Genomic DNA, 18,158 nt, shown 5'->3' on the forward strand with positions numbered 1-18,158 from the left:
GGTTCAGCCCTTCTTCCCCGACCACTCGACGGTCAGCGGCGCCTCGCCGCCGAGAACGTCCCGCGCCGCCGGCACCAGCTTCTCCAGGCGGTCGGTCAACTCGGCCAGCGAGGGTAGCGCGCCGCCGCGGCGGGCCTGGACCTCGCCGACCACGTCCAGGTCGCATGCGGTACGCAGGCGCAGCCCGCCGTCGAACAGGCGGCGGACCTCCCACAACGCCATGGTTTCCAGCAGTTCGGTGAGCGGGTCGGGCAGGCCGTAGGAGGCGATGAGTTCCGCGTCCACGACGACGTTGGCGACGATCCGCCTGGCCGTCCACTCGGTACGGTGGAACGGCACCGATCCGTACCCCTCGGCGGCGCCGCCGCTGTTCTCGTCGATCTGGTGGCGGACCCGGTCGGACTTGCGGCCACCGCTGACCGCGCGCCGCACGTCGTGGGCCTCGATCACCGCGGAGATCGCCCGCACGAACTTCGGCTGGCCCCACCAGTCCTTCTGCGCGAAGAACACGCCGTGCAGCAGGCAGAACGGGTCCAGTTGGGCGACCGCACGGGCCATCGCACGGTAGTCCAGCGGGGTGTCCTTGGCCAGGCCGAGGCGCTCCCGGATGAGGTCGAACATGCCACGTCCGTCCACGGTGGACGCATGCACGAAGGGCGAGGCGAGCCGGTGTGCCTCCAGGCGGCTGGCGGTGAGGAACTCGCCGGTGCCGGCCCGCACGACGCGCACCCACGGCAGGTCCGCCACCTCGGGCACGGGCTGGTCGGCCGCGCTGTCCCAGGCGGTCGCCTCCAGCCGGTTGGCCATCGACTGCACGGATTCGACCAGCAGTGCCGGCACCTCCCGATCGTCCTGGAACCGGGTGAACGTGGCCGGGCCGATGTCGGGGAACCCGGTGGGCTGGAAGGTACTGCCCAGCACCGGGGTGAGTTCGGCTTCGTAGAGGTGGCGGCGGGTCATGCGGATTTCTCCTTGGACTTCTCGGACAGGACGGCGACGCGACGAAGCGCCGCCTTGTGGTCGTTTTCGGGGAAACGCAGCAGCAGCACGGCGGCCAGCGCCGCGCCGTCCAGCCGCGTCCCGGTCGGTGTGATGACGTGGCGCAGGCCCGCGATGCGCAGCCGGCGCGCCGCGTCGGCGAGCACCTCGTCGGCGCGGCCCGCGGCAAGGAGAGCTGGCCAGTGCGCGCCGGGACGCGGCAGGATCCGCCGCTCACCGTCGTCGGTCGGGACGACGATCGGGTCGACGGAGGTGAACGGCACGAGCAGGTTCACCGCCGGGTCGATGGTCGGGCCATCGCCGAGCTGGTCGTCCGGGGTGCGGTGCCAGTCGACGGTGAGCAGCCCGGCCAGCAGGTCGCCCAACCGGTGGGTATCGACTCGGTCGCGGGCGAACGCCTCGGCGTCGGCGGGACGCGGCCGCAGGCCACGGCGCCAGGCCAGGCGGACCCCGCGCACCGCCGCCGGCACCTCGGTGACGACTTCGCGTACCTCCCCGGGGAAGCCGCGACGGCGGGCCGCCTCGGCCAGCGCACGCGCCACTCCCCCCGCGAGCGACACCCGCTGCGGCGCGTCCGACCAGCGCGGCACCCAGTCGCGGCCAACGGTGCCGATCACCGGGGACAGCAGGGGCCGGAGGCCCCCCATCGTCGGTACGGCACGTGGCCGACGCACATCCGCGCCGGTTTCGTCGGCGGCTTCCGCATCGGCTTCGTCGGCGGCTTCCGCCTCGGTTTCGCCGGTCGCTTCGGGCGTGTCGCGCGCGGTGGCCCAGGCCAACGCCAGCCGGAGTTCGGTGTCGGTGGCGCAGGCGGGCCGCAGTGCCCGCCACAGCGCGGGCCCCTCGTTCAGCACCAGCGGCCGGACGCGGTCCCGCACGACCCCCGAACGGGCAACCGCCTCGTGGCATCGGCCCACCGCCAGGAACACGTCGACCAGGTCCCGCGTGTCGCCACGGGCGGCGTGGGTGAAGACGGCCTGCTCGACGGCGCGCACGCGGGTGGCCACCGCCGCGGGCGGGTCCGCGCGGTTGAGCGCGTCCAGCCAGCCGTCCAGCGCGGCCAGCAGTCTCACCCCGCCCCGGCGCCGCACCTCGACGCGGCCGGCAGGGATCGCGAGCGGGTTCTGGCCGAGCCGGTTGACGAAGACGTTCCGGTTGAACGCGGTGATCCCGCGGTCCACGCCGAGGGTGGCGACGGCGCGGACGAAGTCCAGCCCGGAGCGGGCCGGGTGCTCGTTCCACTCCGCGCGCCCCTCCCCCAGCAGGTGCGCCACCTCGCCGAGCGTGGCCGGCGACCCCCATTCGGGCGCCCACAGCTCGCCGAGCGCGCCCTCCTCCGTGGCGGCGGAGGCGTAGCCGGCGGCGGTCGCCCGCACCTGGAACGGCAGGGCCGCCCGCTGGTAGCCGGCACCGTGCCGGCGCACGACCGCGGTGGCGAACAGCAGTGCGCCCTCGATGGTGAGCAGGAACGCCCACGGGTTGACGAATCCCTTGTCGTCGGACTTCTCGTTCGGCGAGGACTGGATGCCGCCGGCCCGACCCGGGTCGAACTGGCCGACCGCGTCCCGCAGGTACGGCACGTCCTCCCGGCTGGTCAGCAGCGCGCGCAGCCACCGCAGTGACCGCCGATCGGTCCGGACTACCGACGCCCGCGCCAGGTAGGTGACCGACAGGTCCTGCCGGCCGAAGTTGCCGCCGGTGCCGAGCAGCCGGCTGTAGGCGGGGTCGGCGTCCTGGCCGAGCGCCACCGCGGCGTCCACCCACGCCACCGCGCGGTCCGGGAACTCGTTGCGGCACAACCGAAGCACGTCAGGCTTGCGGGCCTTGTCCCACAGCTCCGGTCCCTTGCCGGCCCAGCCCAGCCGCCGGCCCGTCTCGACCACCCGGTCGCCGGCGGCGACGGCCTCGCGGAGGACCGCCCACCGCTCGTCGGTGGAGTCCCGCACCTCCCGCAGCAACCGTTCCGCGGTGGGGTTCCTGCCGTTGCCGGCGAATCCGGAGCCGGCGTTCCACGGCGACACGACCGCCTCGGGTTCGAAGCGTGCGTGCAGCCGGTCGGCCAGTTCGTCGACGGTGGTGCAGCGGCGGGTGTCCAGCACGAAGCGCTGCCGCTGCCACCGGCCGGTGACCTCGTCGTCCAGCAGGCGGGTGACGGCCCGCACTAGGCCCAGCGCGGTCAGGTAGCCGCCGAGCGGCGTGCTGCGGCAGCCGTCGAGCACGAGTTCGGTCACCGGGCGCTCCCGTCGTAGCCGGCGCTGGCCCGCCAGTCGGCGGCCCGGACGACTGCCTCGCAGAAGGCCAGCCGGAACGGACCGAGGTCTTCACGGTCACGCAGTGCCAGGGCTTGTGCCGTCAACGAATCGCGTCCCATGCGCGTCGGAGCCAGGGACAGCGGCCGCGCTCGCAGCACGGTTCCGTTCGGAAGTGGACAGTCGACAGTGGACTCTCCGTCGGTGACGCCGAGGATCTGGTCCGCGGGTTCGTCGGGCCGGCCGCGAACCGTCAACCGCACCTTGCCGTGATGCGCCAGCGCCAGGTACACGACGAGGTCCGGCTCCTCGACGGCTTCGAGGAGGCCGGTGGTCTCATCACGCAGTAGTAACGCGGAGACGAGTTCGTGCCGGAAGTGGCGGGGTTCATGGCGCAGCGGCCGCTGTCCCGGGGACTTCGCCCAGATGCCGTCCTCCGGTGTCGGGTAGTCCGCGGCGATCTTCTCCAGCGAGCGGGCGAACACCGGGTGCGCCTTGCCGATGTCGTGGTACCGCGCGGCCAGCGCGATCGCCTCACGATGCGGGTCCGTCAGTCCCGGCAGCTCACCCAACCGCTCCACGAGGTTCCGCGCTTCGCGTTCGGTGTCCGCCAGGTGCTCGGCCAGTGGCACCCAGCGCCGGCAGCCCACGGTCTGCGGATCGGATTCCACGGCGTCCGGCAGCGTTTCGGGTGGTATCAGGGGATCCACGGCGGCGCGGCTGTTCGGGTCGAAGCCGTACTCGGGACGGTATCCGCCACGGTCGGCGTCCAGCACGACGATCGCGCCCGGCCGGACGTCCTCGGGCCGCGCCCATCGCCACTCGCCCCTGAGGTGGTCGTAGACGAGTCCTCGGGTGACCTTGTGACGAAGCATGTCCTGAACGCCCGCGATCGGCGCCGGGCACAGCTCGCGGCGTCCGACCGCGGGCATGTCGGCCAGATCGTCCGGCCACGTCCGCCACGCCACCGACACCGTGCTGTCCCGGGTGTCCCGGATGAAGGGGCTGACGTCGATGTCGTTGCCCGAGAGGTCCGGCGCGGTGTCGAACAGGTCCAGCAGATCGCGCCGCCGTAGCACCGGGTGAACGGGCAGGGTCGCGTCCCGCGCCGCCTCGACCAGATCGGTGCTCGTCACCGTCCTGCCTTCCAGGCGGCGGAGCACCTGCTCCGTGTGCTGTAGTTCATCGTCGTCATAGGGCAGCGAGGCACCGCGCCCTGGTGGAGGAACCGTCCACAGCAGCCGCGCGCCCCTGGCCTGCCCGTCCCGGTTGCACCGGCCCGCACGCTGCACGATCGACGACCACGGGGCCGTCTCGGTCACCAGGGTTTCGCTGGTGACGTCCACCCCGGCCTCCAGGACCTGGGTGCTGACCACGATCAGGCCCGCCGGCCCCGGCTGCTGCAGCGCCCGCTCGATGTGCTCCGCGCGATCGTCCGGCCGGAACCGCGAATGGACGAGCACGACGCCGGCTTCGGTCCCTGCCCTGGCGAGGGCATCGAAGACCTGCACCGCGCGATCCACGGTGTTGAGCACGACGAGCGTCCGGGTGCCCGGACGGTGCTGGGCGACGACCCGCTCGGCGAGTACTCGCGGGTAACGCTTGGCATCGGGTTCACCCAGGTCCAGCCGCCGCACCGTGCGGCCGGCGTCCAGCCGCACGCCGAGCGCCCCAGCGCGGTCCTCGTCGTCCAGCCCGACCACCCGCAGCACGCGACGGAAGTCGACGGTGGACAGCTCGCTCGGGACGGTGGCCGACATCCACATCGACCGGCACGGCTGCGCCACACCGAGCAGCTCACGGAGGCCCTGGAGTTGCAGCGAGGTCGTCAGCCCCGGTCCCATGAGCTGCACCTCGTCGAACACGAACTGAACGCCCGCGTTGAGCAGGCCGAAACTCATCGGCCAGCCGGCGCGGGATTCGGCGAAGCCCCGCATGAGCACCCGTGACAGCACCATGTCCTGCGTGCCGATGAAGATCCGCTCCCGCTGCGGGTCCCGCTTCCAGTCGGCGTCCTCGGGATCCTCCCCGCCCATCAGCACGTGGACGGGAATCCCGTCACCCAGGTTCGCCATCCAACCTCGAACGACCGTGACCGTCTGCTCGACCAGGGTCCGCTGCGGAAGTACGACGACCAGCCACCGTAGCGTTTCCGCGCGTACCGCCGGGTCGGGATGACGCGTCCGCCGGAACAGCCAGGGCAGCACGGCGGCGAGCGTCTTGCCCGACCCGGTGGGCACCCGAAGCACGTCGGGTAACCCCTCCTCGGCCAACCGCCGCTGGTACGGATAGGGCACCGTCTCTGGTCCGGCCGCAGCACGGACGAACTCCACAAAGCTCATGGTGCACTACATGTCTCACCCCCGTGCTCGCGTGTTACACGCCCGCACCACGGCAGGCCCCGGCGCTGCACCCAGAGCTCCACCGCGACTGTGCGGGAATGCCCTGCCGCCATCGGATCCGACCGCGGAAGCCGGAGCCAGGGCTACGCCTCGGTCGACACCACGCTGCGGACCTAGCCGCAATGGAGCCCGGCCGCTCGCCGGGGGCCGGAGGCAGGTGACACGGTGTGGCACCTCGGCGACGTCGGCATGGGAGTCGCAATGGAGTCCGGCCGCGGGGGCCGGAGTGAGCCGCGCGCCGCGCGCCCCGTTGTTCCCGGTCGGCCCGCCGCAATGGAGTCCGGCCGCGGGGGCCGGAGTGAGCCCCATGTGCTGACAGATCAACGCTACCGGTCACACGCCGCAATGGAGTCCGGCCGCGGGGGCCGGAGTGAGATCATGTTGAACATGATCAAGCTGAAGGCCGAAGGCGTCGCAATGGAGTCCGGCCGCGGGGGCCGGAGTGAGCGGATCGCGGACAGCCCGCTCCGGCCGTCCGGATCGCCGCAATGGAGTCCGGCCGCGGGGGCCGGAGTGAGGTCCATCGACGAGCCCTACTGGATGGCGCCGGTCGAGCCGCAATGGAGTCCGGCCGCGGGGCCGGAGTGAGGCCCCAGCCCGTGGCGCTGCCCGGCCTGCCGGGAGTGGCCGCAATGGAGTCCGGCCGCGGGGGCCGGAGTGAGGCGTTGAGGTCGGTGGCGTGCACGATCTGGCCATCCGTGCCGCAATGGAGTCCGGCCGCGGGGGCCGGAGTGAGCTCGCGTTTGGTGCCAGGCAGGACTACGTGACCAGGCCGCAATGGAGTCCGGCCGCGGGGGCCGGAGTGAGGCCCCCCCTGGCCCTCACTCTGATCGAGTATTCGGACGCCGCAATGGAGTCCGGCCGCGGGGGCCGGAGTGAGTAAAGCTGTCGGAGTCGGTATCACGGTGACCGCCTACGCCGCAATGGAGTCCGGCCGCAGGGGCCGGAGTGAGTGTCCACGCGAACTCCACGGCGCTGGGAGACGGTCTACGCCGCAATGGAGTCCGGCCGCAGGGGCCGGAGTGAGTGTCCACGCGAACTCCACGGCGCTGGGAGACGGTCTACGCCGCAATGGAGTCCGGCCGCGGGGGCCGGAGTGAGCCGACGGTGGCGTGGAAACCGAGATCGAATACTTCCGCGCCGCAATGGAGTCCGGCCGCGGGGGCCGGAGTGAGTTCCTCCTCGGGCAGCTCGATAAGCGCCCAAAGTTTGAGCTGCCGCAATGGAGTCCGGCCGCGGGGGCCGGAGTGAGTTCCTCCTCGGGCAGCTCGATAAGCGCCCAAAGTTTGAGCTGCCGCAATGGAGTCCGGCCGCGGGGGCCGGAGTGAGATGAGCGGCCAGCCAATGAGGATCCGTAGGAAGCAGCCGCCGCAATGGAGTCCGGCCGCGGGGGCCGGAGTGAGCGACGAGCTGGTTGACCTCGCGGTGTTCAAGGACACCGCCGCAATGGAGTCCGGCCGCGGGGGCCGGAGTGAGGGCGGCCCCACTTCGGACATGGTCCCGGCGCTGTTGTCGCCGCAATGGAGTCCGGCCGCGGGGGCCGGAGTGAGAAGCCTGGCGATTTGGTCGGCCAGTTCTGGCTGCCCACGCCGCAATGGAGTCCGGCCGCGGGGGCCGGAGTGAGTCCTACCAGCGGAATGCTCCGCGCCCGCACTGCCCGAGCCGCAATGGAGTCCGGCCGCGGGGGCCGGAGTGAGTCTTCCCGGCGAACTCGTCACCCTCGATCACCACGCCGCAATGGAGTCCGGCCGCGGGGGCCGGAGTGAGGGAGGAGCTCGTAGCCGATCACCTTTTCCAGGAGATCGGGCCGCAATGGAGTCCGGCCGCGGGGGCCGGAGTGAGCCGGGCCAAGCAGATGGGCCTGACCAGCAAGGACAACTACCGGCCGCAATGGAGTCCGGCCGCGGGGGCCGGAGTGAGATGTGGCCACGTCGTGGTTGGCCTTGCGCTGCTCCACAGCCGCAATGGAGTCCGGCCGCGGGGGCCGGAGTGAGCCGGATGAAATGAGTCTCATTGCTTGGGCACACGGACGCCGCAATGGAGTCCGGCCGCGGGGGCCGGAGTGAGAGGCCGTCGCATGGGTACGACGGTACACGCAGATTGTCGGGGCCGCAATGGAGTCCGGCCGCGGGGGCCGGAGTGAGCCTGGAGCCGTGGGAAAACTGCAATCTCGGGCATATGCCGCAATGGAGTCCGGCCGCGGGGGCCGGAGTGAGCAGCGACACCACCATTAACTCTGCTCTAGACTTGATAGCCGCAATGGAGTCCGGCCGCGGGGGCCGGAGTGAGAGCCGAGAATGTCAAGGGTCTGATGTCCAAGCTGGCCAAGGCCGCAATGGAGTCCGGCCGCGGGGGCCGGAGTGAGGGCTCGGCTGATTCGGTGGGCTTGACCTGCGGAAATGTAGCACGTTGCGAGCAACCCCGGAAGAGGGATCTTCGACGAGATCAACAAGTCTCCACTGAATCGCACAAGGTGACCCTGACCTGCATGCGAGCATCTACGCCTGACGGTGTCGGCACCGGGATGCTCGCAGAGATCAAACTATCCTCCGGCCTGCGTCCGGCAGCCGGCGGGGACGTCCGAGGCTGCGCACCCGGGCCGGCGAGGACGTGAGACCGAGGTCGATCTCCACCACGCTGTCCTCGCCGAGGTCCATCACGTCGGTGACGGCGGACTCCAGTTCGCGAGCCCCGGCGAGGATCTTCTTCTGGCCGGCGGTGAGCTCGGTGCGCCGCCGGAGCGAGCCGGCCGGGCCGGTGAAGGTGCCCAGGTGCGGGCGCTGGAGCTCGTCGCGGATCTCGGCCCCGGGTCTGCCGGTCTTGGTTTCGGCGATGCGGATGAGCAGCAGCGCCAGCCAGCACAGCAGCACGTGGGCGCGGATGCGGTCCTCGACGCGGTGGTAGACGGGCCGCATGTCGATGATCGATTTCAGGTCGCGCCAGCCGCGTTCCACGTCCAGCACCTGCTTGTAGCCCAGGGCGATGTCCTCGGCCGAGGGCTTCGGGTCCGAGCAGCGCAGCAGGATCTTGTCGTTGGCCTCGGCGTCGAGGCGCCGCGGTCGGCGGTCTGGATCATGATCGGTGTGCGGGGTGAGCTTGCGGAGCCTGGTCATCCGGTTCCCACGATGGTGCGCGGGTCGAAGGCGTGACCGCGTTGCGTGTAGGGAACACGGTTGCCCTCCTTGTCGGCCGCGGAGGACACGTAGACACACCGGGCGCCGAGGGAGGCCGCGACGCGCAGCATGCCGATGGTCATCGCGGCGGTGCCGCCGGTGACGTCCACGAGGATCCGTTGCGGGGCCGCGCCGATCGCGCGGACGGCTTCCGCGATGCGTTCGCTTTCCCCAATCACGGCAGCGGGGCTGTACGCGTCGATGATGCGGACCGGGACGAAGGTGATGCCGTCGGCGTCGAATTCCTTGGTGAGGGCATCGACCGCACTGTCCAACTGGGGTGTGACGATCCCGACGACGCTCCGCGGACGGGTACCTTCGCAGAGAAATTCTGGTACCTCTGGTTCGCGGTCACCCCGGCCGGTGCGGTTGTAGGGCAGCCGATCTCTTCGCGGGCTCAACGGCACGACGAGCACATCGGCTTCGGGGAGTTCAGTCAGGGGCAGGGGTCGGCGGGCGCGGCCTCGCACCCACAGGTGACGGGCGAACCCGACGACGAACGCGGCGACGAAAGCCGCGGCGACGGCGGCCGCGCGGAGCCATGCGTTGCGGGGAGAGTTCTCTGGGCTGCCCCACAAGTCGACGAACACGTCGGGCGCCACTGGCACCAGCAGCACAGCCGTGAACACGCCTTCGAGGTGCCGGCGGGCACCGAAGATCCGGTCGCCCAGCCACCGCGTCACCTTCATTCGATGTACTCCTTTAGCATCCGCTCGCCCAATTTCGGAAGTGACTGCGCCTTGCCACTGAGACTGGCTTTCTCGTTTTTGACGAACCACTCGTAGCCGGGTTCACGCGGCTTGTTCCTCGGATAGCTGACCTGTTCGTCGGCGGGGTAACCGGCGGCGGCCCGGCGGAAGGCTTCCAGGATGTCGGAATTCATGTGTGCGGCGAACTCGGTCGCCAGATGCGCGACGTCGGTGGTGGGAGTTTCGGCGCGCAAAGTGCGCAGGCCGTGCCGGATCTGGGCTCCCGTGGACGCGGTATGCGCGGTCGCGCTGAGTTCGACGGAACCGAAGCCCAGGGGCTTTCCCCAACCCAGTCGCAACCGTCCTGGTTTGCCCGGTTCACCGATGAGATGGGGGTCGAGAAGCCACAGCAGGGCGCCGAGCTCGGCCCGGTGCAGGTTCTCATACTCCACGGTGAACGTGAATTCTGCGCCGGGCTTGATCCAGCCGTGGATGGTCGCGTTCTGCTTGTCCTCCCGCTGCCTTCCATCGAGTAGCTGGTAGCGGATGTGGTTCACGATCTCGTTCGTCGAGGCGTTTTCCATCCACTGGTGGTGCGGATACACCTTCCGGCCACGGACCTTCTGCCCGCGCCGGAACAGCCCGGACCGCTTCACACCGCCCCCGAGCGGGCGGTCCTCGTCATCGGCGAGATAGAAGCGGCCTTGCGTCGGCTTCGGCGTCGCAAGAGGGGGCAGAGTCAGTGGGCTCAGGCTCTGGACGGCCTCGCGGGTCGGGCAGGTCAGCCGGGTGATGCGGAGCTGGGCACGGTGTGCGCCGGTACCGTCCTGGTTCGACCAGCCGAAGACGCGGTCCGCCGGCGAGCACTGCTCCGCGGATTCGGCAGGACGTAGGGAAGGGTCCAACAGCTCGATCGGTGCGCGATCGTACGGGAGCCGGCTGACCATCACCGGACGCAGCCGCCAACCACCGCCCGGCAGGGGTTCCGCCCAGCACGGCAGTGGTGCCCCGTCCTCGATCTTCTCGACCACCGTGTCCGGTCCGGTCCAGGGCGGCGCGCTGCCACCGGCTTCGTAGAGGTGCCGGGACCAGGCCGTGCGACCAGGCTCATGGCCGAGGTATTCCCAGGCGTGGTGGCCGTCGCGGTCGCGGATCTCGCTGTTCCCGGCGTGCTCGTTCACCTCGATCTGGTCTTTGATCAGCGCTTTCAACTCGTTGACGAGTTCGCCAGATTCCGGGATGCGCCGGGGCTCCTTGCATGTCAGTTCGCCCCGGCCGTCGACGACTTCGGTGACGAAAAGCCGTTCGGCCCGCTTGCTCTCGATGTTCGGGCCGGTGATGTGCAAGATCCCACGAACGTGGTACCAGTCGTCGCTCTCCGGCGCGAGCGGAAGTTCTTCGTCCTCCGACAACAGGGTTTCCACCCGCCAACCGGTTCGCGTCCGGGAGATGAGCGCCTCAACGACCTGCCGATGCGTGAAGGAGCCGAGTTGCCAGTCCCGCCGGTTCTTGTTGTGCTTCCACGTCGGGATCGGGATGGCAGGCTTGCACCGCCTGTCCCCGTGGACCAGATCGCCGAGGATCTCGACGCGCGGGCCACTGTGGATGAGAGCAGGTTGGAGCTTCTTCAGCTCGTCGGAGACCTCGCAGCGGTAGCCGAGCCGGCGGTCGTGGTCGAACACGGACAGGCGGGAGTTGGTGACGGCCTCGTAGGCCGAGCGCAGCATGCCTTTGACCGAGGTGGCGGGAAGATCGCACCGTTCAACGCCGTCCGGATCCGTGGTGAGGGCGACCTGGAGGTGTGTGTGGCCGTCGATCTCCTCCCCACGCATGACCAACAGTGGAGTGACGACGGTCATTCGCACGTCGATGCGGCCGCTGAGCAGGTTCTCGTGCCATCGGTGGTGTCCCGCGGGTGGGGCATCGCGTAGGCCTTCCGGCATGCGGTCGCCGTCACGCCGCAGCGCGGGAATGAAATTGTACGGGTTGTGGAACGGCATCTCCTACCTGGTCTCCCCATACGTAGGCGTCGTCTCGGCCAGGCCGAGCAGTCGTTCCTCGGCGACGCCGGTGTTGCCGAACTCGTCGATGGTCAGATATTCGCGGTAGCGCAGGCAGAGATACCGGCTCGGGAAATCCTGGCCGGCCTCGGTCTCCGGCGGATCGGCAGGCAGCTCCACCCCATTCAGCCGCCCCTCCAACGCGCGGCACCATCCGGGCATGATCGCCTCGAACCGCCCGCCCCACAGGGCATACTCCCCATCCACCGTGGACGTCACCGGGATCTCCTCAGCGGCCCAACCGGAATGCGCGCCGGGGTTCTCGGTGACGGCGACCGCGCGTCCCCGGCCGCCGCCGTCGTGCAGCCAGCGCAGATCGGTTTCCCCGTCGAACAGCCGCGCGGAGAACACGCCGGTCAGCTCGCAAGGCCCCCGTGCGGTGCGGAGGACTTTCCCATCCCAGCGGGTGACCTGATGTGCGGTCGCGGAGCTGAGGAAGGCGATCGCACCGGCGGGACGTCCGGCCGCGCCGAGCGTGTCGGCGAGGGTCAGCGGACCCGGTGCGATGCACCAGTAGGCGGTCATGCCGTTACGCCTTTCTCGATGCCCAGCAAGGAGTCCAGGCCGGTCCCGTCGGCGAGTGCGCGCAGCCAGCTCCACCAGTCGCCGGCGAACTCTGGCAGCCCGGCCGCTCCGGTCACGGTCACCTCGCGCACCTCGACCTCGCCCAGCCCGCGGGTGCTCGCGTGACCGAAGCCGGCCGCGCCGTCGATGATCCGGGCGAGGGCGACGCCCAGCAGGACAACGGCGGCGCGGAGCCGGTCGGCGGGTATACGAGCCGGGTCGAGCCGCACGACAATCGGATCCCACTCCCAGACACGCGGTTCGGCCGTGGTGAACAGGCGCGCGTCGGCGGCACCGCCGGTCCAGCGATCGACCGCCACCCGGGTCCGCTTCGCGAGCCATCCCGGCGTCCGCGCTTCCACCCCCGTGAACTCGCGATCCCCATCTGCCGGCGCCACCGGCTCGTCTGGTCGCGCGGTGACGTCGGCGATCCGGATGGCGGCAGCCCGGTCCGGAGAGCCGAACAGCATCGCCAGTACCGGGACCCGGGTGGCGAGGTCGGCGACGCTCGCCACCGGATCGCCTGTCGGGTCAGCGTCCGGCCCGAGCAGCGTGCGCACCACGCGTTCGGCCTCGGACCGCAGCACGCCCTTGATCGACGAGCCGGGCAGCACCGGCGCGAATCCACCGTCCACAGTGGTCAACAGCGGGAGCAGTTCGCCCTTCGCGCCGGCCGCGGACGCGGCGACGACCACGGGCTGCCGCGGGCGCCAGTCCAGCCTGATCTCCATGCCGGTCGTCTCGCCGGCCGGTTCGATCTCCTCCGGTTCCGTGCGTCCGGCGAGCATGGCCAGCACGGATCGGCGCGAACGCAGGTCGGCGCGCCTGACGGTGGCCGAGACGCAGTCCAGCAAGCCGAGACCGCGGCTGCTCGCCGCGCCGATGGTCAGCCCGTGAGCCCGGACGTGGGCGATCAGTTTGCGCAGGCTGGGCCGGTTCAACCCTTCGTAACGCAGGTCGAGGACCAGCTGCTGGCCGGAGGGCAGGACGAGCCGGTCGTAGAGCAGCGCCGTCGCCGCGGCACCGGTGCGCCGGTCGATACCCACCCCGGTTCTGAGCTCGACACCGCGGTCGGGGACGACGGAGTCGAAAACGCTGAGCCGGCTGGCCTGGCCGTCTTGACCATCGGCGTAGCCGAACACCTCCATTTCGTCCTCCGGAGCGATCTCGCGGATCAGCGCCCGCAACACCCCGGTCCACGAACTCCCCGGAATAATCAACCGGTCCTGACCGTCCGCCGCCAACGGCAGGTCGGCCACCGCGTCGGCTCCTGCGGCGCCGACGTGCACCGGCGTCCTAGCCCGGAATTCCAGCCGATAGTCGTCGCGCACATAGTGGGGTGGCGTCACGCGGCATCCTCCCGCCGCAGCTTGTCGACCACGTCGGCCACCAGTGCCGCGAACGCGGCGGCTCGATCACGATCGCTTCGGACCGCGATCCCTTCCGCGGCAAGCACGTCCCACCAGGACCGCAACGACCGCATCGGCTGACGCCCGACCAAGCAGTTGATGACCTCCGCGGCCTGGCGCTCGGGTTCGCGCCTGGGGAGCCTGCGCTGGGACACCTGCCCGATCTTGGCCGTCACCGGCCTCAGGTTTCCGGCGACGGCGGCCGCGACCGCCGTCGCCCGCCAGGCGCCTCGCTGGCTACGGCTGAGCTTGCCCAACGTCTTCGCCAAGGCGTCGTACTCGGGCTTGGCGCGGGCGTCAGGCAAGGCCATACGAGCGCGCTCGGCGACCACCGCCGCCGTCACCACCTGGAAGACCTGCTCGTCCGCACCAGATAGTTCCACGGCTGCCTCCACAGACGGGCCGGGCGGTTCCGTCGATTCGGCGATCCGGGCGCTGCCCACGGCGAGCAACGGGGCGTCGGCGACCAGTTCGCCGTATCCCTCGGCCACCCGATCTCCCAGTCCGTACCTGAGCAGCTCCGCCCATGCCGCGGCCGGTGGCGGGCCGTCGGGGAAACGGATCGTCAGCACGGTGCCGGCCGCGAGCCCGACGATGCTTTCCCTCGGCAGTTGCCAGCTTCGCTGCCAGCTGTCCCGGCGACGGGTCCGCGCGGTGACGTCGACCAGTTCCACCGCGACGCCCAGCTGCGCGGCCATCGCGGCCACCGCGTCCCGCGGGCTCGCCGACAACCGGAGTCCCCGCCCACGCACCGCAAGGTCCGACACCGCCCACAGCGTCGCCACCTCCCCCGGCGCGGCGAACTCGGGCATCGCGGTCTCCCGCGCCTCGACGGTGACCGCGCCGTATTCGCCGCGCCGTCGAGCGCCCAGCCGCGCCGGTCCCGCCAGCGCCTGCCACGGGTCGGCCAAGCCGTCCAAAACGGACCAGCGCACGATCACCCGCCCGCGTAGCCGGGTGCCCGCCGGGATGACCTCCAGTTCGAAAATGCCCATGTCGGTGTTCGGGCGCTGGCTGACCTCCTCGACGGTGTTGTGACTGATCCGCGCCAGCGACGACGACCACACCGTGACCTCGCCGTCGGTGACCTCGCCGTCGGTGTAGGCCTCGCGCACCTGCCGCCACCCGAGCGGCAGATCGTCGACCGGGTGGCTGGCCGAACGGAGATCACGCTGGTCGCCGTCGCGCGACCGGTACAGCGACAGCGGCACCGGCATCCCGCGCCGCCCCGCCACTTCGGGCAGCGCATGGCGGATCACCAGGGCCTGCTCCCAGATCGCCCTCCGGACGCGCTCGGCGCCCCACCGCTGGGACAGCCACGGCAGCAACAGGCTGCCCGGCACGTAGTCGAGCCCGCGCACGATGTTCCCGGTCACGTGGCTGGACACCCGAACCGGCGCGGTCGTGGTGACCATGAGATCCGCCGCCACCCAGTCGCCTCCCGCCGGGTGCGCCGGAATCGCCGGTGGCGCGTCGGATCGTGGCTCGGCGGGCCGCGGCTCCGGCGGCGTCCATCCCGTGTCCGCGAGCCAACGGACCCACCTCCCCGAATCCTGCCCCCCGCCGATGCCGATCTGGACCCGCCCCAGGCCGCGCCGCCGATCGCCGCCCAGCTGGGCGCACCACCCCGCGCCCGCCATCAGCAGGGCCGTCACCGCGGTCCGCTGATCGGCGTCGTCCGGAAACGGGTCGATCACCAGCTCGGCGTGCAGTTCCATGCCGCCGCGCGCGACTTCGGTGAACCGTAACGCCCTGTCCAGGGCCCGGCCGGTGTCCCGATCGATCGCTACACCCGCGCGGCGAATCGTCGTCGCCTCGACCAGCCCGGCCCGGCGAAGTCTCGCCCGCAGTGCCGGACTCAGTCGCGCCGCTCCGATCCCCACCAGCGCCGCGCCGAGCTGCCGCTGCTGGCCGGGCGGGGCCGTCGGGGGCGCGCCGAAGACGTGCCGATGCCAGCGCTGCCACACGCCGTCGACCGCGCCGTCGTCCAAGGCGATCGCCACCACCCGGCAGGCCTCGCGCAGCACCCCGGTCAGCGACGTCCCCGGCACATAAGGCAGACCGTCCGCGTCGCGACGCACCACGGCGTCCACGTCGCCAGGAATCCCGTGCCCGGCCCCGACGTGCCAGTCCGACAACATGCGCACCACCACCGGCGACACCGCCGGCAGTGCAGCCGGAGCCGCCCTCACGCCGACACCTCCAGTTCCGCGAACTCGGCGAGTTCCAACAGATCCAGCGCCGGCAGCACACCCGTCCCGTTCCTTACCCCGGCGGAGTCGCCCGCCAGCGCCCGCAACATCGCGCGGTCTTCTTCGGTGACCGCCCGGCGCTTCAGGTCGGACAGCCGTCGCTCGGCGCGCTTCACATCCCGACGCAGCTCATCGCGCAACGCGTGCAACTGGGTCCGGGTCACCACGCGGCCGTCCGCCGCGACCGGCATTTCCCGTACGACAGTCAGACGCTCGGCCAGCTTCGTCCAGTCGCGGTCCGGCGGGATGGTCGCGGATTCCCTCGTGGGCACCAGGAACGGCCTCGCCGTCACGGAAAGCTCGCCGTCTCCGTCGACGACCTGATAGCCCTGGCGAATCCGCTCAAGATCGGTGAACGTCGAATCCAGCAGCACGTGGACGTCCAGCGCATGACTGCCGCGATGTTCCTTCGCGACGCTCTTCGCGCTGTCGCACAACTCGCCGGCCAACTGGTAGGCCGTCGAGAACGGGAAATGCGGCTTCACCACCGCGACCCCGGCGGACACCGTCAACGCGCCATTGCCGATCGCGTGCACGGCCGCGCGCACCACCGGATCCGCCGCGGCGTATTCGCCGAACGCGGTCAGATACCTGGTCGTGAACGCCAGCGCGTAACGGCCGTCGACCAGAGCGGTCAGGTCGTCCCCGCCGATCACCAGCGGTACGACGGGCAGTTCCTGGGTCCGCTTCGCCAGGCCGGCCACCTGAGCCACCGCCTCGCCGAACGCGTTCTCCGCGCACCGCTGTATCGCCGTGCTCAACGCGCCCATCTGCGTATTGGGCAGGCCAGCCGCGTCCACGAAGAACTGGCCGAGCCGGTTGGCGTCCGCGTGCACGACACCCACCCACTCCACGTCCTCGAACAGCTCCGCCGTGCCTACCAGCCGGAGCCCCTTGCCGGCCGGGGTTCGGTCGAGCAGCGCTTTCATCCGCCGATCCGCGGCCGGACGAGCCCGCCGCTTCGCGATCACCTGCGCGGACAGGGGCCGCGGCACCTCGGCGTCAGAAGGCGTTCCCCTCCTCGGGACGCTGTCCGAATACCACGCCGCCGCCGGCGCGTCGGTGGAACCGCAGGCCGCGACCACCGGCAACCGCGGCCACCGCGCCGCCACCCCAACCGACCGCGACGCATGCCACCGCCACAGCCGGTAGATCTCGCGGATCTCATCCGGCGACGGAGGCACGGCACCGATGTCCATGTGCACACCCAGGACCTGCAATCCCGGCGCCTTCCGCACCGCATGCTCGGTCACCGCGGCCACCAGCCCCCGAGCGTGCCCCTCGGTCGGCACCACCACCAGCGCCGACCCGGAGGAACACTGCAACACCTCAGCTTCGTGGTCTTTGCCAAGGTCCCGCACAACCGAGGTGGTCGCCTCCGAGATCAGGTACGACGCCCCGACGGCCTCCCGCAGCCGGTTGCTCGCGAAGACATACGCCTGGTTCCCGCTTGTCCCGAAAAGCACCAGACGCATCAACACCCCCCTACACCCGGCAGCAACGCCGGTCACGTCCGCTAGAGGCCTACACTCTTACACCAAGACCCCCTCCCCTTTCAACGACCCAGCCACTCACCCGACGCCTGACTCCCGGAGAAACACGAAAAATTACCGTTTGCCCGCTCCGAGGTTCGTGCACATCGACCATTGCCATATCGTTGCTGTTCATCGAACGTAGATTCCCCACCAGTGGCCAACTTCCATGAGCAGCTTGGGCCTGCACACGGTAGATGATTCGGTAACGCCGACACGATGCCGGAGACTGCAGGGCACGGACTTCACCGCTACGACACCGACCGGCGGGGTTCTCGGTAAGTTTGTCGATCGCGCTTCTGACCTCGGGCCGAGGCCACGGGAGGGAACACCACACCACTATGGAATCCGGTCGTTGGGGGCCGGAGTCAGGCCCGAACACCAAGCGTCCCTTCCACGCCAGGGCCACCATCATGGTCCTGCCGCCCCTGAGCCTCCCCTGAGCCCGGCGGAGGTCGGGTCCATGCTGGAATTGGACGCCCCGGACGCGTTCGACGCTTACCTGGTTACCGGCGGGCTGCCCCTGGTCTGCCAGGAATGGGAGCCCCGACGGTCCCTGGAGTCCTTCCTGGCCAACCCACGTCGGCGCTGCTGGTCCACCCGTCCCTCCCGGGAGCGCCGCTATCGCATCGCAGATCCCTACCTGCGCTTCTACCTCAGCTTCTTGAGCACCGCGGTCAGCCGCAGCGGGGTCGCCGACGGCTTGCCCGTGCAGGCCGTCGGCCCGGACGAGCTGCTGTCGGGATGGCCGGCCAGCGACGCCGACGTCCGCTGAATCGCCGCGGAGGGCCGGCCCACGAGGTCGACGTGGGCCGGCCCTCCGCCGATG

10 protein-coding genes, 1 pseudogene and 2 CRISPR repeat arrays are annotated in these 18,158 nt (G+C 70.7%); of the genes and pseudogenes, 1 reads left to right on the forward strand and 10 read right to left on the reverse strand.

Going from position 1 to position 18,158, the window contains the following annotated elements:
• Positions 1–3: 3 nt before the first annotated feature.
• The 10 genes and pseudogenes from cas7g to FFT21_RS17120 all read right to left on the reverse strand — a co-directional run bounded on the left by cas7g (position 4) and on the right by FFT21_RS17120 (position 17,272).
• Positions 4–960: a type I-G CRISPR-associated RAMP protein Csb1/Cas7g gene (gene cas7g, locus FFT21_RS17075; RefSeq protein WP_137814883.1), complete on the reverse strand. Its 957-nt coding sequence runs from the start codon at positions 958–960 to the stop codon at positions 4–6.
• Entirely contained in the window at positions 957–3,230 is a 2,274-nt protein-coding gene (cas8g1, locus tag FFT21_RS17080; RefSeq protein ID WP_137814884.1) for a type I-G CRISPR-associated protein Cas8g1/Csx17, read from the reverse strand. The genes cas7g and cas8g1 overlap by 4 nt, the downstream gene beginning before the upstream one ends.
• The gene (cas3g, locus tag FFT21_RS17085; RefSeq protein ID WP_225978487.1) at positions 3,227–5,581 is read right to left on the reverse strand and encodes a type I-G CRISPR-associated helicase/endonuclease Cas3g; all 2,355 of its coding nucleotides are present in this window, start codon (positions 5,579–5,581) and stop codon (positions 3,227–3,229) included. The genes cas8g1 and cas3g overlap by 4 nt, the downstream gene beginning before the upstream one ends.
• A gap of 264 nt (positions 5,582–5,845) precedes the next feature.
• A CRISPR array of direct repeats spans positions 5,846–6,169; the repeat unit is 36 nt; unit sequence GCCGCAATGGAGTCCGGCCGCGGGGGCCGGAGTGAG.
• A gap of 107 nt (positions 6,170–6,276) precedes the next feature.
• Positions 6,277–8,015: a CRISPR direct-repeat array (repeat unit 36 nt; unit sequence GCCGCAATGGAGTCCGGCCGCGGGGGCCGGAGTGAG).
• 328 nt (positions 8,016–8,343) lie between these two features.
• Positions 8,344–8,679 (reverse strand): annotated as a pseudogene (locus FFT21_RS30920) (IS1634 family transposase); the annotation flags it as partial.
• 80 nt (positions 8,680–8,759) lie between these two features.
• The gene (locus FFT21_RS17095; protein WP_137814886.1) at positions 8,760–9,512 is read right to left on the reverse strand and encodes a hypothetical protein; all 753 of its coding nucleotides are present in this window, start codon (positions 9,510–9,512) and stop codon (positions 8,760–8,762) included.
• A complete protein-coding gene (locus FFT21_RS17100) occupies positions 9,509–11,512 on the reverse strand; it encodes a TIGR03986 family type III CRISPR-associated RAMP protein (protein WP_137814887.1) in 2,004 nt (667 codons plus the stop codon). Before FFT21_RS17100 ends, FFT21_RS17095 begins: the two co-directional genes overlap by 4 nt.
• A gap of 3 nt (positions 11,513–11,515) precedes the next feature.
• Positions 11,516–12,097, reverse strand: a complete 582-nt coding sequence (gene csx19, locus FFT21_RS17105) for a type III-D CRISPR-associated protein Csx19 (RefSeq protein WP_137814888.1) — start codon at positions 12,095–12,097, stop codon at positions 11,516–11,518.
• Positions 12,094–13,485 (reverse strand): RAMP superfamily CRISPR-associated protein, encoded by a 1,392-nt coding sequence (locus FFT21_RS17110; protein WP_137814889.1) that lies wholly within the window; start codon positions 13,483–13,485, stop codon positions 12,094–12,096. The genes csx19 and FFT21_RS17110 overlap by 4 nt, the downstream gene beginning before the upstream one ends.
• On the reverse strand, positions 13,482–15,737 hold the full coding sequence (locus FFT21_RS17115; protein WP_137814890.1) for an RAMP superfamily CRISPR-associated protein: 2,256 nt from the start codon (positions 15,735–15,737) through the stop codon (positions 13,482–13,484). Before FFT21_RS17115 ends, FFT21_RS17110 begins: the two co-directional genes overlap by 4 nt.
• Positions 15,734–17,272, reverse strand: a complete 1,539-nt coding sequence (locus FFT21_RS17120) for a Cas10/Cmr2 second palm domain-containing protein (protein WP_137814891.1) — start codon at positions 17,270–17,272, stop codon at positions 15,734–15,736. Before FFT21_RS17120 ends, FFT21_RS17115 begins: the two co-directional genes overlap by 4 nt.
• A gap of 520 nt (positions 17,273–17,792) precedes the next feature.
• Between FFT21_RS17120 and FFT21_RS17125 the strand changes: the two genes are divergently transcribed.
• Positions 17,793–18,104 (forward strand): hypothetical protein, encoded by a 312-nt coding sequence (locus FFT21_RS17125; RefSeq protein ID WP_137814892.1) that lies wholly within the window; start codon positions 17,793–17,795, stop codon positions 18,102–18,104.
• Positions 18,105–18,158 lie beyond the last annotated feature (54 nt).

It is taken from the genome of Gandjariella thermophila, assembly GCF_005405885.1.
In the GTDB taxonomy this organism is placed as follows: domain Bacteria; phylum Actinomycetota; class Actinomycetes; order Mycobacteriales; family Pseudonocardiaceae; genus Gandjariella; species Gandjariella thermophila.